Annotated in this window: 16 protein-coding genes and 1 pseudogene; 14 read left to right on the forward strand and 3 right to left on the reverse strand. The window is 64.2% G+C overall.

Going from position 1 to position 19561, the window contains the following annotated elements; translation table 11 throughout:
* Nucleotides 1-42 precede the first annotated feature (42 nt).
* Nucleotides 43-987, reverse strand: coding sequence for an ABC transporter substrate-binding protein (locus BM279_RS05475; RefSeq protein WP_093501718.1), 945 nt, complete (start codon nt 985-987; stop codon nt 43-45).
* A gap of 17 nt (nt 988-1004) precedes the next feature.
* Complete coding sequence (locus BM279_RS05480; protein ID WP_093502510.1) at nt 1005-2069, reverse strand: LLM class flavin-dependent oxidoreductase; 1065 nt, start codon at nt 2067-2069, stop codon at nt 1005-1007.
* A gap of 390 nt (nt 2070-2459) precedes the next feature.
* Between BM279_RS05480 and BM279_RS05485 the strand changes: the two genes are divergently transcribed.
* The 12 genes from BM279_RS05485 (at nt 2460) to BM279_RS05535 (ending at nt 15468) form a co-directional block, all read left to right on the forward strand.
* Entirely contained in the window at nt 2460-3062 is a 603-nt protein-coding gene (locus BM279_RS05485; RefSeq protein ID WP_093501720.1) for a cysteine dioxygenase family protein, read from the forward strand.
* Nucleotides 3059-4642 (forward strand): rhodanese-related sulfurtransferase, encoded by a 1584-nt coding sequence (locus BM279_RS05490; RefSeq protein ID WP_093501722.1) that lies wholly within the window; start codon nt 3059-3061, stop codon nt 4640-4642. The genes BM279_RS05485 and BM279_RS05490 overlap by 4 nt, the downstream gene beginning before the upstream one ends.
* A 488-nt stretch (nt 4643-5130) precedes the next feature.
* A complete protein-coding gene (locus tag BM279_RS05495) occupies nt 5131-6024 on the forward strand; it encodes a LysR family transcriptional regulator (RefSeq protein ID WP_093501724.1) in 894 nt (297 codons plus the stop codon).
* 275 nt (nt 6025-6299) lie between these two features.
* Nucleotides 6300-7499 carry an acyl-CoA dehydrogenase family protein gene (locus BM279_RS05500; protein ID WP_093501726.1) on the forward strand — a complete coding sequence of 400 codons (1200 nt, stop codon included), beginning with the start codon at nt 6300-6302 and terminating at the stop codon, nt 7497-7499.
* A gap of 79 nt (nt 7500-7578) precedes the next feature.
* Entirely contained in the window at nt 7579-8373 is a 795-nt protein-coding gene (locus tag BM279_RS05505; protein ID WP_093501728.1) for a class II aldolase/adducin family protein, read from the forward strand.
* 16 nt (nt 8374-8389) lie between these two features.
* Nucleotides 8390-9214 carry an ABC transporter permease gene (locus tag BM279_RS05510; protein WP_425272665.1) on the forward strand — a complete coding sequence of 275 codons (825 nt, stop codon included), beginning with the start codon at nt 8390-8392 and terminating at the stop codon, nt 9212-9214.
* A gap of 3 nt (nt 9215-9217) precedes the next feature.
* Nucleotides 9218-10012, forward strand: a complete 795-nt coding sequence (locus tag BM279_RS05515; RefSeq protein ID WP_093501732.1) for an ABC transporter ATP-binding protein — start codon at nt 9218-9220, stop codon at nt 10010-10012.
* Nucleotides 10013-10027: 15 nt separating this feature from the next.
* Nucleotides 10028-10159, forward strand: coding sequence for a hypothetical protein (locus BM279_RS23630; RefSeq protein WP_256562794.1), 132 nt, complete (start codon nt 10028-10030; stop codon nt 10157-10159).
* Between the two features lie 209 nt (nt 10160-10368).
* Nucleotides 10369-11997 carry an ABC transporter substrate-binding protein gene (locus BM279_RS05520; protein WP_093501734.1) on the forward strand — a complete coding sequence of 543 codons (1629 nt, stop codon included), beginning with the start codon at nt 10369-10371 and terminating at the stop codon, nt 11995-11997.
* Nucleotides 11994-12944 carry an ABC transporter permease gene (locus BM279_RS05525; protein WP_093501736.1) on the forward strand — a complete coding sequence of 317 codons (951 nt, stop codon included), beginning with the start codon at nt 11994-11996 and terminating at the stop codon, nt 12942-12944. The genes BM279_RS05520 and BM279_RS05525 overlap by 4 nt, the downstream gene beginning before the upstream one ends.
* Before the next feature lie 2 nt (nt 12945-12946).
* The gene (locus BM279_RS05530) at nt 12947-13849 is read left to right on the forward strand and encodes an ABC transporter permease (protein ID WP_167363102.1); all 903 of its coding nucleotides are present in this window, start codon (nt 12947-12949) and stop codon (nt 13847-13849) included.
* Entirely contained in the window at nt 13846-15468 is a 1623-nt protein-coding gene (locus BM279_RS05535) for a dipeptide ABC transporter ATP-binding protein (protein ID WP_093501739.1), read from the forward strand. The genes BM279_RS05530 and BM279_RS05535 overlap by 4 nt, the downstream gene beginning before the upstream one ends.
* 84 nt (nt 15469-15552) lie before the next feature.
* Here the strand turns inward: BM279_RS05535 and BM279_RS05540 are convergent.
* A pseudogene (locus tag BM279_RS05540) lies at nt 15553-16865 on the reverse strand (LLM class flavin-dependent oxidoreductase).
* 334 nt (nt 16866-17199) lie between these two features.
* On the opposite strand from BM279_RS05540, the gene BM279_RS05545 reads away from it, so the two are divergent.
* Nucleotides 17200-18183, forward strand: a complete 984-nt coding sequence (locus BM279_RS05545; RefSeq protein ID WP_093501741.1) for an ABC transporter substrate-binding protein — start codon at nt 17200-17202, stop codon at nt 18181-18183.
* A 19-nt stretch (nt 18184-18202) separates the two neighbouring features.
* Nucleotides 18203-19537 carry an LLM class flavin-dependent oxidoreductase gene (locus BM279_RS05550; protein WP_093501743.1) on the forward strand — a complete coding sequence of 445 codons (1335 nt, stop codon included), beginning with the start codon at nt 18203-18205 and terminating at the stop codon, nt 19535-19537.
* Nucleotides 19538-19561: the final 24 nt, after the last annotated feature.

Consider the following 19561-nt stretch of genomic DNA (forward strand, 5'->3'; position numbering starts at 1 on the left):
CGATCCGCGCGCGCGGTCTCGTGAAATGGCGATTGAAATGGGTTATTCGAAGGCTTTTTCGAAGGAGGTATCGATGATGCTGCTGGTATCGATTTTCTGCTTCAGCGCACCGGTTTCGACGAGAAAGTCGGCGGTCTCCTGATAGTCGCGCGCAGCCTGCTCGTCGACCGGGCCGACGGTCATGTTGGCGTGGCCGATCCAGTTGCGTGACACGGCCTGATCCAAGTTGGCCTTCTTGGCCCATAGGTCGGCGTAGTCTTCCTTGTTGGCTTCGACCCAGGCGCGGGCTTTCTGCAGGCGGCCGAGGAAGTCGGCGATGGCCGCGCGTTTGGGCTCGATGGAATCGGCATTGGCAGCAATGCTCGACAGCCCGGGCATAAGCCCCTTGGCCGTGATGATCGGCTTGGCACCGGAGAACAGGGTTTGCTGGGAGATATAGGGCTCCCAGACTGGGAACGCATCGATACTGCCTTGGGGAAAGGCCGCAGCGGCATCGATGGGCATCAGCTTGACGAACTCGACGTAATCCTGCGGCAGACCGGCTTTTTCCAGCGCACGCAGGGTCAGCTGCTGGCTCCAGGCGCCGGGCCAGTAGGCGACCTTCTTGCCCTTGAGGTCTTCGATGGTCTTGACGGAGGAGTCCTTGGGCACCAGCAATGCGATGGTGTCCGGGTTCTGCCGCGACACGCCGATCAGCTTGACCGGCGCGCCTTTGGCCGCCAGGAAGATGAAGCCCGAATCGCCGAGAAAACCCAGGTCGACGGCGCCAGCTTCGAGCGCCTCGGCGACCGGTGCGGCGGACTGAAAATGCTTCCAGTCCACGGTATACGGTGCGCCCTCCAGCACGCCGGACGCTTCCACCGAGGCGCGCACGTTGTAGTAGTTCTGATCACCAACGCGCAGCACCGTAGTGTCTGCGGCATGTGCCAGGGGCGCAGCCACCGCGATGGCCGCCAAGCTGCGGCGCAACAGGAAAAGCAGTTTCATTGGGGCACTCTCCAGAGTCAGCCAGCCCGGCGCTGTTGCAGGGTGGCGATATGTTCGCGAATCGCCGGGATCAGGCCCCGGCCATAGAGTTCGGCGTCGTCCAGGGGATCGAAACCGCGAATCAGAAAGGTGGACGCGCCGTGCTGCCAGTAGCGTCCGAGCGACGCGGCGACCTGCTCGGCGGTGCCGACCAGCGCGGTGGAATTCCACTGTGCGCCAGTCAGGCGGGCCACGCCGGTCCACAGCCGCTCGTCAAGCACCTCACCGCGCTGCGCCGCCGCCAGCAGGCGCTGCGAACCGGCATTGGCTGGCGCGTGGTCATTGATCGGCAGACCTAGGCGGGTGCGGCTCTCGCGAAAGCGTTCGAGCAGTTCGGCAGCACGTTTCCAGGCGGCCTCCTCGGTATCGGCGATGATCGGCCGGAACGACACCGACACCCGCGGGCTACGCCCTTGGCGCTGGGCCGCAGCGCGCACGTGCTGCACGTGCTCGGCGAAATCCGCGAGCGGCTCACCCCACAGCATATAAGTGTCGGCATGCCGCGCCGCTACCTGAATGGCGGCAGGTGACGAGCCGCTGAAGTAGATCGGAATGTGCGGTTTTTGCCGGGTACGCACGGTGGGCAACGCCCCCTTGAAGCGGTAGTAGTGCCCTTCATGATCAATCGGTCCCTGAGCAGTCCAGATTGCCTTGAGGGCATCGAGGTATTCGTCGGTGCGGGCGTAACGCTGGTCATGATTGAGCCAGTCCCCGTCGCGCTGCTGATCGGCATCACTACCTCCACTGATCACATTGAGCGCCAGGCGGCCGTTGCTGAACTGGTCCAGCGTCGCCAACTGGCGGGCCGCGAGCGGCGGCGCGATCACCCCGGGCCGGTAGGCCAGCAGGATACCCAGTCGCTCGGTGGCAGCTGCGATGAACGAGCTGACCACCGCACCTTCAGCACCATTGGAGAAGTAGCCAACCAGGGCGCGGTCGAAGCCCGCGCGCTCATGGGCCTGGGCGAAACGCCGGACGAAGTCGGCATCCACCGCGTCGCCCAGTGGTTGGTCCACTTCCGAACTTGGAGTGGCGGTAATCATGCCGATGATTTCCACGCTCATGTCGCGCTCCTGATTGAGATGGGCAGGCGCCAGCACGACAGAGCATTTTCTTTATAAAAGCGCGTCAGTGCCTAACGAATACTTATAACGCTACGCAAGCGGCATTCAGTTATGAAATTCATTTTAGGCATAACCTAATATGCATAAACAGCAGTCGGCATTGTTCATCGCATCCTAGCTTGCAGGTTCGCTCAGCGAAAGTATCTATCGAGCGCTAGCCAGCCGCCGAGGCAGCCATCAAGCCTGTCAATAAATTCTTAATTCGCATATTAGCTTATGAATAAATTGAATTTTTATAAGAACAACCGGTTTGCTACCGTGAGCGCTCGATGCCCAGCAGGGCGTTAAGCAAACCACCGGATATTCCGCATGAGCGCCCAACCCAATGTGCAACGCCTGCGCCAGTTCATCGACGCACTGGCGCAATTGCTCGACAGCTCACCCGAAGAACATGTGGTACTCGAGCACGGCGCCGAGCTGCTGCAACAGCTGGTCCGTCATGACGACTGGCTACCGCCCGCCTTCGCACAGCCCGACCCGCAGCGCTATCAGCAATTTCTGCTGCACACCGATTCGCGCCAGCGCTTTTCCATCGTCAGCTTCGTCTGGGGGCCTGGCCAGAGCACGCCGGTGCACGATCACCGCGTCTGGGGCCTGATCGGCATGCTGCGTGGCGCGGAGCTGTCCCAGGGTTTCGTTCGCGATGCCGCCGGGCTGCGCCCCGAAGGGCCAGCCGTACACCTGCAGCCTGGCCAAGTGGAAGCCGTGTCACCACGCATCGGTGATATCCACCGTGTCAGCAACGCCTTCGACGATCGCACCTCCATCAGCATCCACGTCTATGGCGCCAACATCGGCGCGGTACGGCGTGCCGTCTACCTCGACGACGGCAGCGAGAAGCCTTTCATTTCCGGCTATTCCAACAGCCTTCTTCCCAACCTCTGGGATCTGTCCAAAGAGAACCCTGCATGAGCCAGATCGCCACACGCTCCTTTCACGCCATCCGCCAGGCACTGCTCGACAAGCAGGAAGTGGCGCTGATCGATGTCCGCGAAGAGGCGCCGTTCGCCGAAGCGCATCCGCTGTTCGCCGCCAATATTCCGTTATCCAAGCTGGAACTGGAGGTCTACGCACGTATTCCGCGGCGTGGTACCGCCGTAACCGTGTATGACGACGGCGAGGGCCTGGCGCAGGAAGCGGCCAAACGCCTGGTCGCCCTGGGTTATAGCCAGGTGGCGCTGCTCGAAGGCGGCCTGGCCGGCTGGCGCAATGCCGGCGGTGAGCTGTTTCGCGACGTCAACGTGCCGAGCAAGGCGTTTGGCGAACTGGTCGAGAGCGTGCGCCACACACCATCGCTGGCTGCCGAAGAAGTCAAAGCCCTGCTCGATGCCAGGGCCGACGTGGTGGTGCTCGACGCCCGCCGCTTCGATGAATATCAGACCATGAGCATTCCTACCGGCATCAGCGTGCCGGGCGCCGAGCTGGTACTGCGCGCCCGCGAATTGGCGCCCGATCCGGCTACCCGTATCGTGGTGAACTGTGCCGGTCGCACCCGCAGCATCATCGGCACCCAGTCGCTGGTCAACGCCGGCCTTCCCAACCCGGTAGCGGCGCTGCGCAACGGCACCATCGGCTGGACCCTGGCCGGTCAGAAGCTGGAACACGGCCAGGCGCGGCGCTTCGGCGAGGTGAGCGAGCACAATCACCAACAAGCCGCGCAGTCGGCGCGCGCCGTGGCAGACAAGGCTGGAGTCGGCCGCGCCAGCCTGCAGGACCTGACACGTTGGCAGGGCGAGAGCACTCGCACCACCTACCTATTCGACGTCCGCACACCCGAGGAATACGAGGCCAGCCATCTGCCGGGTGCCCGCTCGACGCCGGGCGGCCAGCTGGTGCAGGAAACCGATCATTTCGCCAGCGTGCGCGGCGCCCGCGTGGTGCTCGCCGACGATGACGGCGTGCGCGCCAACATGAGCGCCTCGTGGCTGGCGCAGCTGGGCTGGGAAGTGCACGTGCTCGATGGCCTGCAGGACGGCCACTTCAGCGCCCGCGGCGCTTGGCAGCCGCCATTGCCGGCCTTGCCCCAACCCGCCGCTATCGATGCGCAGACGCTGGCCGCCTGGCAGGCCGCAGGCGACACGCTGGTGCTGGACTTCACTGCCAGCGCCAACCATGTGGCCCGGCATATCCCCGGCGCCTGGTGGGTATTACGTTCGCAACTGCCGCAAGCCCTGGAAAAATTACCGGTAGCTAAACGCTATGTGCTCACCTGTGGCAGCAGCCTGCTGGCCCGCTTCGTGGTCAGCGAACTGGAGGAGCTGACCGGCAAGCCAGTGGCACTGCTCGAAGGCGGCACCGCGGCCTGGGTCGCTGCCGGCCTGCCGACGGAGAGCGGCGAACAGCACCTCGCCGTACCGCGCAGCGACCGCTACCGTCGCCCCTACGAGGGCACCGACAACCCCCGCGAGGCCATGCAGGCCTACCTGGACTGGGAGTTCGGCCTGGTCGAGCAACTGGGCCGCGATGGAACCCATCACTTCCAGGTGATCTGAGAACCTGCGCATAGTCTTGCAGTACAGGTTCGTCGATTTCGGTAGCAAAGTGCCGGGAACGGCCGTTCGCGTAACTCGTAGGAGGGGCTTCAGCCCCGAGCTGTGTACTAGGGGGGCAAAAGGGCTCGGAGCTAAAGCCCCTCCTACAAAATAAACTCTGCTTACCGACCGCTTCTGCCTTGTGGTTGATGCCTCATGCGCGAAGATCTTGAACAGGTTTCGAGAGGCCGAAAGCTGCAACAGGAGGCTTTCGCCAAGCCTCTTGCTCTCGCCCATCACGTTATCCAATGACCGCGGTAGATGCCCCGCGCTGCCAGCCTATGCGCTTCTTTCGAGGCCGCCGCGCAAAAGCTGGCTGGCGATTCCGTGCTTCAGCAAACCGCCACCACTTTGTCGGTCACATTCCCAAATCGATCCGTGTTCTGGCTCGATCCAGCGAGTTATTCTATAAGCGTATTTTTTCCAACTCTTAATATGTGAGCGCAAAGATGAAGATCGATGACATGGATGCATTCGTTGCGGTGATCCGCTGTCAATCGACCAAGCTGGCGGCCGATGCGCTGCAACTGACCCAGCCAGCCATCACCCGGCGCGTACAGAACTTCGAGGAAGACCTGGGCGCCAACCTGCTCGACCGCAACACCAAACCGCTCAAGCCGACGCCCATGGGTCTGCGCGTCTACGAGCAGTGCAAGGCAATCCTGCGCGAGATCGATTCGCTGCGTGAACTGGTGGCCAGCGATGGCTCGCCCAGTGGCTCGCTACGCCTCGGCGTGCCGCAGACCATCAGCGATGTGGTGCTGCTCGATGCCCTGCAGCAGATTCGCGAAACCTTTCCGGAACTCAAGACCCAGGTGGTCAACGGCTGGGGTAGCAGCCTGATCGCACGCATGGAAAACGGCGAACTGGACGCCGCCGCGGCGCTCTTTCCGGCCGGCAAGATCTTCCCCGAAGGTATCGCCAGCCGTTCCATCGGCCGCATGCCGCTGCTGGTGGTCGCTGCAAAGGGCGCCGTTCGCAAGCGCAGCTGCAAGCTCAAGGACTGCTACCAGCACGGCTGGGTGCTCAACCCGGATGGCTGCGGGTTCCGCGCCGGCCTGCAGCGTGCACTGTCCGAACAGGGTTTATCACTTCAGATCAACCTGGAAACCTTCGGCACCGAACTGCAACTGGGGCTGGTCGCCAGCGGCATGGGCTTCGGCCTGGTGCCGGCGCCACTGCTGGAGCGCAGCGGCCATCGTGACGAACTGGACGTGATCAGCGTGGGCGACTTCAAGCCGATGATCGACCTCTGGCTGCTGCACCCGCAGTATCTGGGCAACTTGCAGGATGCCGTGAACCTGTTCAGTGATGTCGCAGCAGAGCGCCTGCGCTCGACCTGAGGCCAGGGCCTGTAGGCGTTCGCACCGCCCAGACTCCGCGATGATCGACACCGGGAATGGCTGCAGAAGCAGGTGCCCTGACAGAAAATAAAATTCCATTAATGCATAAACAGCAAACGTATAATTCAGAAAAGCTGATAATTAGCTTAGAACAAAAAAGACTTTTACAGCATTAAGTTATAAGAATACGGTCTCACTCAGGCCACCTCATCACCCTGGGGCGCTCAGAAATCCAACAGGCATTGCCTGCCCTCTGCGCCAGTGATGAGAGACCCATGACGCACCCTGCCGACACCCTCGCCTTTGCCGCCCAACGCCAGTTCCCTGAGCGAGACGCGGTCCGCTTCGCACGCCTGCTGGCTGAAATAACCCGTACCCTGGCCGCCAGCGCCGAGCGTTTCGACCGCAGTGGCGAGTTTCCAGCGGAGAACTTCGCACTGCTGCAGCGCCACGGGTTGCTGGCCTTGACGGTGCCGAAAAATCTCGGCGGCAGCGGCGCTGAGCTAGCCACTGCGCGACAGGTCATCAGTGCAGTGGCCAAGGGTGAGCCCTCCACCGCATTGATTCTGGTGATGCAGTACCTGCAGCATTTTCGCCTGCAGCAGAACCGTGCCTGGCCGGAGCATCTGCGCCGCCGTGTGGCGATCGATGCCGTCGAAGAAGGTGCACTGATCAATGCCTTTCGTGTCGAGCCGGAGCTCGGCACACCGGCACGAGGCGGGCTGCCGGCGACCACTGCCCGGCGCACTGCGCAAGGCTGGTGCCTCAGTGGCCGCAAGATCTATTCGACCGGCAGCCACGGCCTCACCTGGTACCTGGTGTGGGCCCGCAGCGACGACGCAGACCCGTTGGTGGGCGGCTACCTGGTGCACCGCGACACCCCCGGCATCCAGATCGTCGACGACTGGGATCACTTGGGCATGCGCGCCACCTGCAGCCACGAAGTGCGTTTCGAAGAGGTGCTGATTCCCCTCGACCACGCCGTCAGTGTCAGCCCGTGGAGCGCACCCAAGCCGGAGTTGGATAGCGAAGGCCTGCTGTGGATGTCGGTGCTGCTGCCGGCGGTCTACGACGGCGTAGCCCAGGCGGCGCGAGACTGGTTGGTGGGTTTTCTCGAAGGGCGCAAACCGTCGAATCTCGGCGCGCCGCTTTCCAGCCTGCCGCGCTTTCAGGAAGTCGTGGGGCGCATCGATACGCTGCTGTTCGCCAATCGCAGCCTGCTCGACTCGGCGGCCGCCGGCCGGATCGACGCCAGTCACGCCGGGCAGATCAAGCAGTTGGTCAGCGGCAACGCGATCCGTGCCGTGGAGCTGGCCATCGAGGCCGCCGGCAACCCCGGGCTGTCACGCAAGAATCCACTGGAGCGACACCTGCGCGACGTGCTGTGCAGCCGTATCCATACCCCGCAGGACGACGTGGCCCTGAATGCCGCCGGCCGCGCCGCCTTTGCCCATTTCCGCGAGACGCAGCAATGAGCCGTCGCGAACGCCCGCCCAAACCTGTGCCGCCTGCACACACCACCACCCGATTGCCCACCACGGCCAGGAGATTGCCATGAGTTCACTTGCCACCCTGCACAGCACCGCGTCGGTCAGAGAGCGCGTCAGCCCTGAAGAATGGGAAGTGCGCGTCAAGCTCGCAGCCGCCTACCAGCTGGCGGCGCTGTTTCGCTGGACGGATCATATCTACACGCACTTTTCCGCCCGGGTGCCGGGGCCGGACGAGCACTTCCTGATCAACGCCTTTGGCCTGCTGTTCGACGAAATCACCGCCTCGAACCTGGTGAAGGTCGACGTCGACGGCACCCTCATCGATGACCCGCTGAACCTGGGCATCAACCAGGCCGGCTACGTGATCCACAGCGCCATCCACCGTGCACGGCCTGACCTGCAGGCAGTGCTGCACACCCACACCCGCGACGGCGCGGCGGTCTCCGCCCAGCGCAACGGCCTGCTGCCGCTCTCGCAACACGCGCTGGGCTACTACAGCCGGGTGAAGTACCACGACTACGAAGGCGTGGCGCTGGATCTCGACGAGCAGGAACGCCTGATCGCCGACCTGGGCGACAGCAACATCTTCATCCTGCGCAACCACGGGCTGCTCACCGGCGGCATCAGCGTCGAGCACGCGTTTCGCGAGCTGCATGGGCTGGAGCGGGCCTGCAACATCCAGATTGCGGCCCAGGCCGGTGGTAATGCCGACCTGTTGCATGCGCCGGCCGAAGCCATCGAGAAGGTACACCAGCAGTCGGCGCGCTTTTCCGACGGCAAGGGCCCGGGCATCAAACTGCACTGGGACGCCCTGATTCGCCAGCTCGAGCGCGCCTCGGGCCAGAGCTACAAGCACTGAGCGACGGGAGATGCAGATGAGCGACACCAGCACCATCACCGTAAGCCGCGCGATACTGTCCGCCCGCCGCCGCAAATGGACGGCACCGGATTTCGTCCTGCGTCTGCTCAGCCCCCTGGCCATCCTGCTGCTGTGGGAAATCGCCTCGCGGGCCGGGCTGATTCCCACCCGGGTGATCGCCGCGCCGAGCGAAATCAGCACCACGCTGTGGGAGCTGATCCGCAGTGGCGAGCTGCTGCGCCATCTGCTGGTATCGCTGCAACGTGCCGTCACCGGCTTGAGCATCGGCGTGGCCATTGGCGTCAGCGCTGCATTGATCACCGGCCTGTCGAAACGCGGCGAGATCGCCCTCGACTCGCCCATGCAGATGCTGCGTACCATTCCATCCCTGGCCCTGGTGCCGCTGTTCATCCTGTGGTTCGGTATCGGCGAGTTCACCAAGGTGGCGCTGATCGTCATGGGCACCACCTTTCCGATCTACCTCAACCTGTTCGCCGGCATCCGCAACATCGACCCGAAACTGGTGGAGGCGGCCAACACCCTGGGCCTCAACCGTCGCGAGCTGATCTGGCATGTGATCCTGCCCGGCGCCCTGCCCTCGTTCTTCGTCGGTCTGCGCTATTCCCTGGGCATTTCCTGGCTGGCGCTGGTGTTCGTCGAGCAAATCAACACCACCGCCGGCATCGGCTTCCTGGCCAGCGATGCGCGGGATTTCATGCGCACCGACGTGATCGTCATCTGCCTGCTGATCTACAGCCTGCTAGGCCTGCTCATCGATGGCCTCATCCGCACCCTGGAGCGCCTGGCCCTGGCCTGGCGCCCCTCGTTCATAAGGACCTGATGCATGAATGCGCACAGCAAAATCGACTTTTCGCCGGCCGTCAGCCTGCGCGGCGTGGTGCGCCAGTTCGGCGACAACCGGGTGATCGACGAGCTGGACCTGGACATCGCCCCTGGCGAGTTCGTCGCCCTGCTCGGCGCCAGCGGTTCCGGCAAGACCACCCTGCTGCGCTCCCTGGCAGGCCTGGACCCCATCGAGGGCGGCGAACTGATCGCCCCGCAGGCCCGCGCCGCGGTGTTCCAGGAACCACGCCTGATGCCCTGGAAGCGCGCCTGGAAGAACGTCACCCTCGGCCTGCGAGTGGACAACCCCAGGGAGCGCGCCGTGCAGGCGCTCACCGAGGTCGGCCTGGCCCATCGCCTGGAGGCCTTTCCGGCCACTCTGTCCGGTGGCGAATCACAGCGCGTGGCGCTGGCCCGCAGCCTGGTACGCGAGCCGAAACTGCTGCTGCTCGATGAACCCTTCGCTGCCCTCGATGCGCTGACCCGCATCCGCATGCACCGGCTGATCATCGACCTGTGGCACAAGCACACACCGGCGGTGCTGCTGGTCACCCATGATGTCGACGAAGCGATCCTGCTCGCCGATCGCATCATCGTGCTGCAGCACGGGCGCATCGCCGAAGCAGTGCAGGTTGAACTCGCGCGCCCTCGGGACAACGGCCAGGCCGGCTTCAACGCCATCCGCACGCGCCTGCTGGCCCTGCTTGGCGTGGAAAAAGACGATCCAGAGAGCCTCGCGCGGGATCACAACCCATTCATCACGCCGGGCTATCCGCTCAGCGCCATCGCCATCTGAGGCAGGAAGCCAGTCATGAAACGCGTTCTCTGCCGTCTCGTCAGCCGCCTGCTCGACAACCTGCATGGCGACCGTATCAGCACATTGATCGGCTGGCCGGGCGTGCCGCCAGCCGACAACGGCGAGCGAATGTGCCGCCCGCACTGATCGTCTAACCGGACAGCTCACCGGACAGACCCCGCAACACCTCGAGCGATCTACCACCGCCTTGTCGCTCCCACCAAAGCCACGAACCGCAACTGTGAACGCCGGCGCGTCGAGGCTTCGTACGCCTATGTAAAGCAGCGCCCCACCGCGGACGCAGCCGTAAGCCCCCAGCCTTGCATGCACCTAATTAGAAAAGTCGGGACAAAGAGATGAAAAAAACCTACTTCGCGATCCACCTGCTGGCCTCATGCGCCCTCGCCGCCGCGCTGATCGGCTGCTCGCCGTCAGACCAGCAAGCCACCAGCAAAACCCTGAGCATCGCCTTCTTCGGCGACAACACCACGCTGGTCAGCGTCGATCCCTTCCAGGTCTACTGGCTGGAGCACCGCGTTTTGCTGCGCAATGTCGCCGAAAGCCTGACCGATCAGGATCCCCACAGCGGCGAGATCATTCCCTGGCTGGCGAAAAGCTGGACGATCAGCGACGACGCCCTGACCTACACCTTCCAGCTGCGCGATGACATCACCTTCAGCAATGGCGAACGCTTCGACGCCAAGGCCGTGAAGACCGCGTTCGACAGCAACAAGGCCTTGGCCAGCGAACTGCCGGCGACCTTTGGCGCCACCTACCTGGCCGGTTTCGATCACGCCGAAGTGGTCGACGACTTCACCGTCAAACTGGTGCTGTCGCGACCGAACGCTGGTTTTCTGCAGGCCACCTCGACCACCAACCTGGCGATTCTCGCACCAGCGTCCTACGCACTGACGCCAAAGGAGCGCTCGCTGGGCAAGATCATCGGCAGTGGCCCGTTCGTGCTCGAACACTACACCCCGGAAGTCGGCGCCAGGCTGGTCAAACGCAGCGGTTACGCCTGGCCGTCGGCCAACGTCAGTAACAGGGGTGAAGCCCATCTCGATGCCGTGGAGATCAGCTACATCCCCGAGGAAAGCGTGCGCAATGGCCTGTTCCTGCAGGGCGAGGCCGACATCCTGTGGCCGCGCAATCCGTTCTCGGAAGTGGACCTGAAACTGTTCCAGTCGAAAGGCGCGACCATCCAGAGCCGGGCGCTGCCGGGGCCGTCGCTGAATCTGTTCCCCAACACCCGCAGCGGCCGCGTGCTGGAAGACAAGCGCGTGCGCCTGGCGCTGCAGAAAGGCATCGACCGCAAGACCTACGCCAGCACCGTGTACAACGCCGAGTTTCCGGTGGTGCGCAGCGTCTATGACGTGACCACGCCATTCTTCAAGGACCAGAGCGCCAAGCTGGCCTATGACCCGCAGGGCGCCGAAAGGCTGCTCGACGAAGCGGGCTGGAGCAAGGGCGCCGATGGTTATCGCAGCAAGGACGGCAAGCGCCTGAGCCTGAGCTACAACATCCAGGGTGCGGAAACCGCCGGCGACGTGCTGGTGCAGGATCAACTGCGCAAGCTCGGCATCGAGCTGAAGCTCGCCGTGGTAACCCGCGCCGAATGGGTCACGGCCAACGCCCAGGGCAACTATGACCTGACTTCAACCTACATGACCCGCGCCGACCCGATCATCCTGCAGACCATTCTCGATCCGCGCACCGCCAACAGCTCGACCCTGGCCACCAACCTCTACGAGCCGCCAACCCTGGAACGGGCCAAGGCGCTGTTCGATGCCGGCATCACCGCCACCCAGGCCGAGCAGCGCGCCGAGGCCTACGGGCAGTTACAGGATCTGCTGGTCGACGAAGCCTCCGCGTTTCCGATCTACGAGCGCGTCTGGCAGGCCGCCACCGCGCCGCGGGTGAAGAACTTTCGCTGGACCGCCGAAGGCTTCGCGCTGTTAAGCGATATCGAGGTGGATGAACCATGAGCCGCTACCTGATCGGCCGCGTCGGCCAGGCGCTGCTGGTGCTCTGGGGCGCCTACAGCATCACCTACTTCATCCTCTATCTGCTGCCGGGCGACACCCTGGCGATCATGCTCAGCGCCGCGGGCATGGAAGTCGATTCGCTGTCACCCGAGGACCTGGCCAGAGCGCAGGCTTACTACGGCCTCGACAAGGGCATCTTCGAGCAGTACTTCAGCTTGCTGTGGAACGCCGTGCAGGGTGACTTCGGGCAATCGCTGTCGCTCAACCGCCCGGTAAACCAGCTGCTCGTCGAGCGTCTGCCGCAGACGTTGTCACTGGCAGGCCTGGCTATCGTGCTGTCGATGATCGGCGGCATCGGCCTGGCCTACCTGACCGCTTACGTGCGCTGGCAACCGCTGAAGGTGGCGCTGGCCCGTCTGCCGTCGCTGGGCTTTTCGGTGCCGGTGTTCTGGATGGGCCTGTTGCTGATCCAGGTATTCGCCTTCAGCCTTGGCTGGTTTCCGGCCACCGGCAGCCGCGGCTTCGACAGCCTGATCCTGCCGGCCGTGACCCTGGCGATTCCCAGCGCCGCGGTATACGCCCAGGTGCTGCAACGCGGTTTCCAGGGCGTGTGGCAGGAACCCTATATCGCCACGGCCTACGCCAAGGGCCTCAGCCGCTGGCAGGTGCAGGCGCGCCACGGTTTCAAGAACGCCGCGCTGCCGATCCTCACGCTGATCGGCCTGCAGGTGGGCAATACGGTGTCCGGCGCGGTGCTGGTGGAAACCATCTTTGCCCGCAACGGCGTCGGCCGTCTCGCCCAGGAAGCGGTGCTGCGCCAGGACATTCCCGTGGTGCTGGCCATCGTCGCGGTGTCTGCGGCCGCCTTCGTGCTGGTCAACCTGGTCGTCGATCTGCTCTACCCCTACCTCGATCCACGCATCGCCCACACGCCAAAGGTGTCCTGACCATGAACGCCGAAAGCCGCATCGCCTCGCTGTCCCACTCGCCTGCCACAGTGTCGCTGGCCTGGCGGCGCCGCAGCCGCCTGCAGCACGCGGCCACCGCATTGCTGCCGCTGTTGCGCCGTCCCGGCTTCAGCCTGGCCGTGCTGATCGTGCTGTTCGCCCTTGTCGCGGCGCTGCTGCCGGGGCTGCTGAGCAGTTTCGATCCCTACGCCACTTCGCCGACGGACAAGCTCACCGCACCGAATCTGGTGCACTGGTTCGGCACCGACGAATTGGGCCGCGACCTGTACACCCGCGTGGTCTACGGCTCCAGCCTGTCGGTGCAGGCCGCACTGCTGGCCGTGGGCATCGCCCTGGTCGGCGGGCTCGGCCTGGGTGTGCTGTCCGGGTTCGCCGGTGGGCGTACCGATGCCGTGATCATGCGTTTCGTCGACGTACTGTTGGCCTTGCCCGGTCTGCTGTTGGCCCTGGCCATCGTCACCGCCATCGGTTTCGGCACCATCCCGGTGGCCATCGCCGTGGGCGTCGGCATCATTCCCGGCTTCGCCCGCACCACCCGCGCCGAAGTGCTGCGCGTGAAAACCCTGCCCTACGTGGAAGCGGCCCGCTTGGGCGGCGCCAGCTGGGGTCGCACATTACTACGGCACATTCTGCCCAATGCTTGGAGCCCGGTGGCGGTGCTCGCCACCCTGGATTTCGGCGCGGCGATTCTGGCCACCGCCGGCCTGTCGTTTCTCGGTTTCGGCGCGGCGCCACCGGCTGCCGAATGGGGCACGCTGATCGCCAATGGCCGACACTTCCTGATCACCGCACCCTGGGTGTCCCTGCTGCCAGGTCTGTTCGTGGTCGCGGTGGTGTTCAGCCTCAACCATATCGCCCGCACACTGGAGGAAAACCCGCGATGAGTAGCTCCTTGATCGACATCCGCCAGCTCTGCGTCAACTACCGCTTCGCCGGGCAGATCACCGAGGCCGTCCGGGGCGTCTCGGTCCAGATCAGCCAGGGCGAAACGGTGGCCATCGTCGGTGAATCTGGCTCTGGCAAGTCGACCCTGGCCAACGCCATTCTTGGCCTGCTGCCCGACAACGCCCAGCCCCACGGCCAGTTACGGGTCGACGGTGTCGAGTTGAGCGGCGCCAGCGAAAAGCAGAAACGCGCGCTGCGCGGGCGCACCATCGGCCTGGTGCCCCAGGATCCGATGGTCAGCCTGAACCCGACGTTGCGTATCGGCCAGCAGATCGGCGAAGCGCTGATTCTCGCCCACGGCCGCCGCTACCCCGACATCGATGCCGACGTGATCGAGCTGCTGGAACATGTCGGCCTGGACAAGCCGCTGCTGCGTGCCCGCCAGTATCCCCACGAGCTGTCCGGCGGCATGCGCCAGCGCGTGCTGATCGCCATCGCCCTGGCCGGCAACCCGCGGCTGATCATCGCCGACGAGCCGACCAGCGCCCTGGATGTGACGGTGCAGCGCAAGATTCTCGACCACCTGCAACGCCTGGTCGCCGAACGGGGCATTTCCCTGTTGATCATCACCCATGATCTGGGCGTGGCCACCGACCGTGCCGATCGCATCCTGGTGATGAAACACGGCGAGTTGGTCGAACAGGGCCCGCCCCGGCAGATCCTCGATGCGCCGCAGCACGACTACACCCGCGCGCTGCTGGCGGCCGCACCGGCGTTCGCCAATCGGAGCAAACCGCGCTCGCCCCAGCACACCGCCCAGACGCCGATCCTGAGCCTGCAGGGCGTCGGCAAGACCTTCGACCTGCCACGGGTCAAGGGCGAGAGCAGCACCTTCATCGCCCTGCAGAACCTCAGCTTCGACGTCTATCCCGGGCAGACGCTGGCCATCGTCGGTGAATCCGGTTCGGGCAAAAGCACCGCCCTGCGCATCGCCCTCGGCCTGGAAAAACCCAACCAGGGTCGCGTGCAGTTCGAGCAACGCGACGTGACCGATCTCAGCTGGCGCGAATTCCGCCCACTGCGCCAGCGTATCCAGCTGGTGCAGCAGAATCCGTTCGCCGCCCTCGATCCACGCTTCACCATCTTCGACAGCATCGTCGAACCGCTGGTGTCATTCGGGCTGCTCAAGGGACCGGCACTGGAACAGGCCGCGCGGGAGCTGATCAGTCGCGTGCACCTCCCCCTCAGTTACCTGGATCGCCTGCCCCGCGAGCTGTCCGGCGGCCAGCGCCAGCGCGTCGCCATCGCACGTGCCCTGGCCCTCAAGCCGGATCTGCTGCTGCTCGACGAGCCGGTTTCAGCGCTGGACGTTTCGGTGCAGGCGCAGATTCTCGACCTGCTGCTCGAACTGCAGCGCGAACTCGGTATCGCCTACGTGCTGGTCTCCCACGACCTGGCCGTGGTGGCCAATATAGCCGACCAGGTGTTGGTGCTGCGCAACGGCCAGATCGTCGAACAGGGCCCGGTTGGCCAGGTATTCGAGCAGCCAGCCAGCGACTACACCCGGGAACTGATCACGGCCATACCGGGGCGTCATTCGTCAGGCTTGGCAGCTTAAGAGCGCTCGGCATAGCCAAGGCTCTTTTTGCCCTGCGAGCATGAGGCCGGCGATACAGATTCGTCGGCCTCATCCGGGAGAGCGTTATCGACGATTGCGCGGAATTTCCAACCCCAAACTCTCACGCAATGTGCTGCCCTCATAGGCGCGACGATACACGCCACGCTCCTGCAGGATCGGTACGACCTCCCGGGTGAAGCGCCGGAATTGCTCCGGGTGGCCGATGTAGAGGTTGAAGCCATCTAGTGCCCTCGCCTCGAACCAGCGAACCATCTCGTTGGCGACCGTCTCGGCCGACCCGACGAAGGCACTGGGCCTTAGCTGCAGGCCGGCCGCCACCGCCTGGCGCAGCGTCCAGCCATTGGCGACGGCCTGGTCGGTGGCTGCCTTGGCGGCGGTATAGAAACTGCTGCGAGCATGTTCAAGCGCCTCGACCGGGAACGGCGCGTCGAGGTCGTACTGGCGGAAGTCGTGCCAGCCGAAACTGCGCCCATATTCAGCCAGGGCCTGCTCGAAGCTGTGGTCAACGGCATGATAGTGCCGCTCGATCTCACGCGCCTCGGCGTCGGTGTCACCGATGTAGATCTGTGCGCCGGGCAGGATGATGATGTCATCGGCGTTACGCCCCAGGTGTTGGGCGCGCGCCTTGATATCGCGGTAGAAGGCCTGGCCCTTCTCCACGCTCGGTGCATGGGTGAACACCACGTCGGCCACGCTGGCGCCCAGGTCGCGCCCCTGGGGCGAGTCGCCCGCCTGGAAAATCACCGGCTGCCCTTGCGGCGAGCGCTGGATGTTCAGCGGGCCGACCACCGAGAAGTGCTCGCCCTTGTGATGCAGCGCATGCAGCTTGCTGCGGTCGAGGAATTGCCCAGTCTCGCGGTTGCGCACCAGGGCATCGTCCTCGTAGGAGCGCCACAGCTTCTGCACCACTTCGACATGCGCCCATAGCGGGTGTCGTAGTCGTAATGCTCGTCGCGCCCGTAGTTGCCCGCGGTGCCGGCATCGCCACTGGTCACCACGTTCCATCCCGCCCGTCCCTTGCTGATCAGATCCAGCGACGCCAGCCGTCGCGCCACGTTGAAGGGCTCGTTGTAGGAGGTGGTCAGGGTGCCGACCAGGCCGATATGGCGGGTGGTCACCGCCAGGGCTGAGAGCAACGTCAGGGGCTCCAGTCGATTGAGGTAATGGGGCGGCGAATCGGGGGTGATGAACTGGCTGTCGACAATGAATATCAGGTCGAACAGCGCAGCTTCGGCCTGCTGCGCCAGGTCGATGAACCACTCGACACTGACGCTGGCATCGGCCGGCACTTCGGGGTCGTGCCATAGATTATGGCGCCCTGGCCCGCCGACACCCATCGGCACCGCGCCCAGTTTTATCTGCCTCTTGCTGCTCATGGGAGAACTCTCGAACACTCTAGGGATGTCCGCATTAAATACCCATTACTGATATTTAAAAACAAATTAGATAATGAAATTACATAATTAGCTTAGAACCACAAAGACTTTCACAGCCCTTTCTTAGCTCTATAAGGTCGATTGCAGACCGACCCCTTTCCTGGCGGAGGCCGTCCCCCGACCCATGCCAGGAGCGCTACGCCCATGCCTGACCCCGCCTTCATTCCCGCAGATTCCCCGTGGCGCAATCCGTGCACTCCACAACGCGGCATCGCTCACGCGCACTTTTACCTGACCAATCTGGCCGCGCTGGCGGCCTGACCGGAGCTCACCCATGCTGATCCGTACCCTCCTCACCACTCTGCTGGGCAGCAGCCTGCTGCTCGGCGGCTACGCCAGCGCCACGGACCTCGAGCCGCTACGTGTCGCCAACCAGAAATCCAGCATCAAGCTGCTGCTGGAGGCTGCCGGCGAGCTCGACGACGTGCCGTACGAAATCGACTTCTCCGAGTTCCCGGCCGCCGCCCCCTTGGGCGAGGCGCTGAACGCCGGCGCGGTGGACATCGGCGGCCTGGGCGATGCGCCCTATGTGTTCGCCTTGGGCGCCGGCGCGCCACTCAAGGTAGTGGAAATCATCAAGCGCGACGGTCGCTACACCACGTCGATTCTGGTGCCGAAGGATTCGCCGCTGAAGACCGTGGCCGACCTCAAGGGCCAACGCATCGTCACCAACCGCGGTTCCATCGGCCACTTCCTGGTGATCCGCGCGCTGCGCGAAGCCGGCTTGAAAACCTCTGACGTGACCTTCGTCAATCTGCTGCCCACCGATGCCCGCAGTGCCCTGGAAAGCGGCGCCGCCGATGCCTGGTCGACCTGGGATCCATACACCACCATCGCCATCACCCAGAACGGCGCACGCATTCTGCGCAGCAGTGACGACCTGCTGACCAACCATTTCTACCTGGCGGCCACGCAGACTGCCGTCGACGACAAACGCGTGCAGCTCGAAGACTTCGTCAAACGTGTCGAACGCGCCTTCCTATGGGCCAACGATCACCACCAGGCGTACGCAGAGGCCCAGGCGCGGGTGACCGGCCTGCCGGTCGAGGTGCACCTGGAATCGGTCAAGGCCACCGTCCATTCGCGCGCGGAAATCACCGATGAGGTCATCGCCGGCCTGCAGCAGGTTTCGGACATTTACTTGGAAGAAGGCGTGCTGAGCCGCGCCGTGGACGTTTCCAAGGGCTTTGACCCCAGCTTCAACGCCGCTCGCGCCGAGCAACCCGCAAAAGCGCTCGCCCAGGTGCAGCCCCAGTAATCCGACAGGAGCAACGTCCATGAGCAAACGACAGATCAAACTCGGCGCCATGATTCACGGGGTCGGCCACGGCTGGGGCGAATGGCGCCACCCGGATGCACTGGCCGATGCCAGTGTGAATTTCGGCTTCTACAAACAGCAGGCCAAACTGGCCGAAGGCGCCAAGTTCGACTTCGCGTTCATCGCCGACAGCCTGCACATCCATGCCAAATCCAGCCCGCACTACCTCAACCGCTTCGAGCCGCTGACCATTCTCTCAGCGCTGGCCGCTGTGACCGAAAACATTGGCCTGGTGGCCACCGTGACGGTGAGCTATAGCGAGCCGTTCCAGGTCGCCCGTCAGTTCGCCTCGCTCGATCACATAAGCGGCGGGCGCGCCGGCTGGAACGTGGTTACCTCATGGCTCTCCGGAACCGCCGACAACTTCGGCAAAGCCGAGCACCCGCCCCATGCCACCCGCTACCGCATCGCCCGCGAGCACGTGAATGTGGTCAAGGGCCTGTGGGACTCCTGGGAGGACGACGCCTTTACCCGCGACAAGCAGAGCGGCGAATTCTTCGACCCGAGCAAGCTGCACACCCTCGATCACCAGGGTGAATTCTTCAAGGTCAAAGGCCCGCTCAACATCCAGCGCTCGCGCCAGGGCCAGCCGCTGATCTTCCAGGCCGGCACTTCCGAGGATGGCCGCAATTTCGCTGCCCAGAATGCCGATGCGATCTTCGTCAGCCCGGAATCCTTCAGCGAGGCCCGGGCCTACTACGCCGACCTCAAACAGCGCGCGGCCAAGGCCGGCCGCAACCCGGATGAGCTATTCATCCTGCCGGGCATTCGCCCGATCATCGGCCGCGATGCCGAGGAAGTGGAAAGCCGCTACCAGCAGGCCGTCGAGCTGGTCAGCATCGAGGACGCCATCGGCGCCCTTGGCCGCCCATTCAACGACTACGACTTCAGTCGTCACGAACTGGATGCGCCCTTCCCTGACCTTGGCGACCTGGGCAGCAACAGCCACAAGGGCACGTCGGAACAGATCAAGCAGCGCGCCCGCGACGAGCACCTGACCCTGCGCGAGGTGGCGTTGCAGTTCTCGCGCCCGCGCCGCGATTTCGTCGGCACCCCGCAAGCGGTCGCCAACGCCCTGCAGGACTGGTTCGAGGACGGCGCCGCCGACGGCTTCATCGTCAACTCGCTGCTGCCCGACGGCCTGCAGTATTTCACCGAGCTGGTAGTGCCACTGCTGCAGGAGCGCGGCCTGCTGCGCCGTGAATATGCAGGCCAAACGCTGCGCGACAACTTTGGCCTAGCCGTACCCGCCAACCGCAACACGGTGCGCCGCCTGGAAGGCCGAGTGGCCTGAGCATCCCCGCCGCCGAGCTCGCCA

The organism is Phytopseudomonas straminea, from assembly GCF_900112645.1.
In the GTDB taxonomy this organism is placed as follows: Bacteria; Pseudomonadota; Gammaproteobacteria; order Pseudomonadales; family Pseudomonadaceae; genus Aquipseudomonas; species Aquipseudomonas straminea.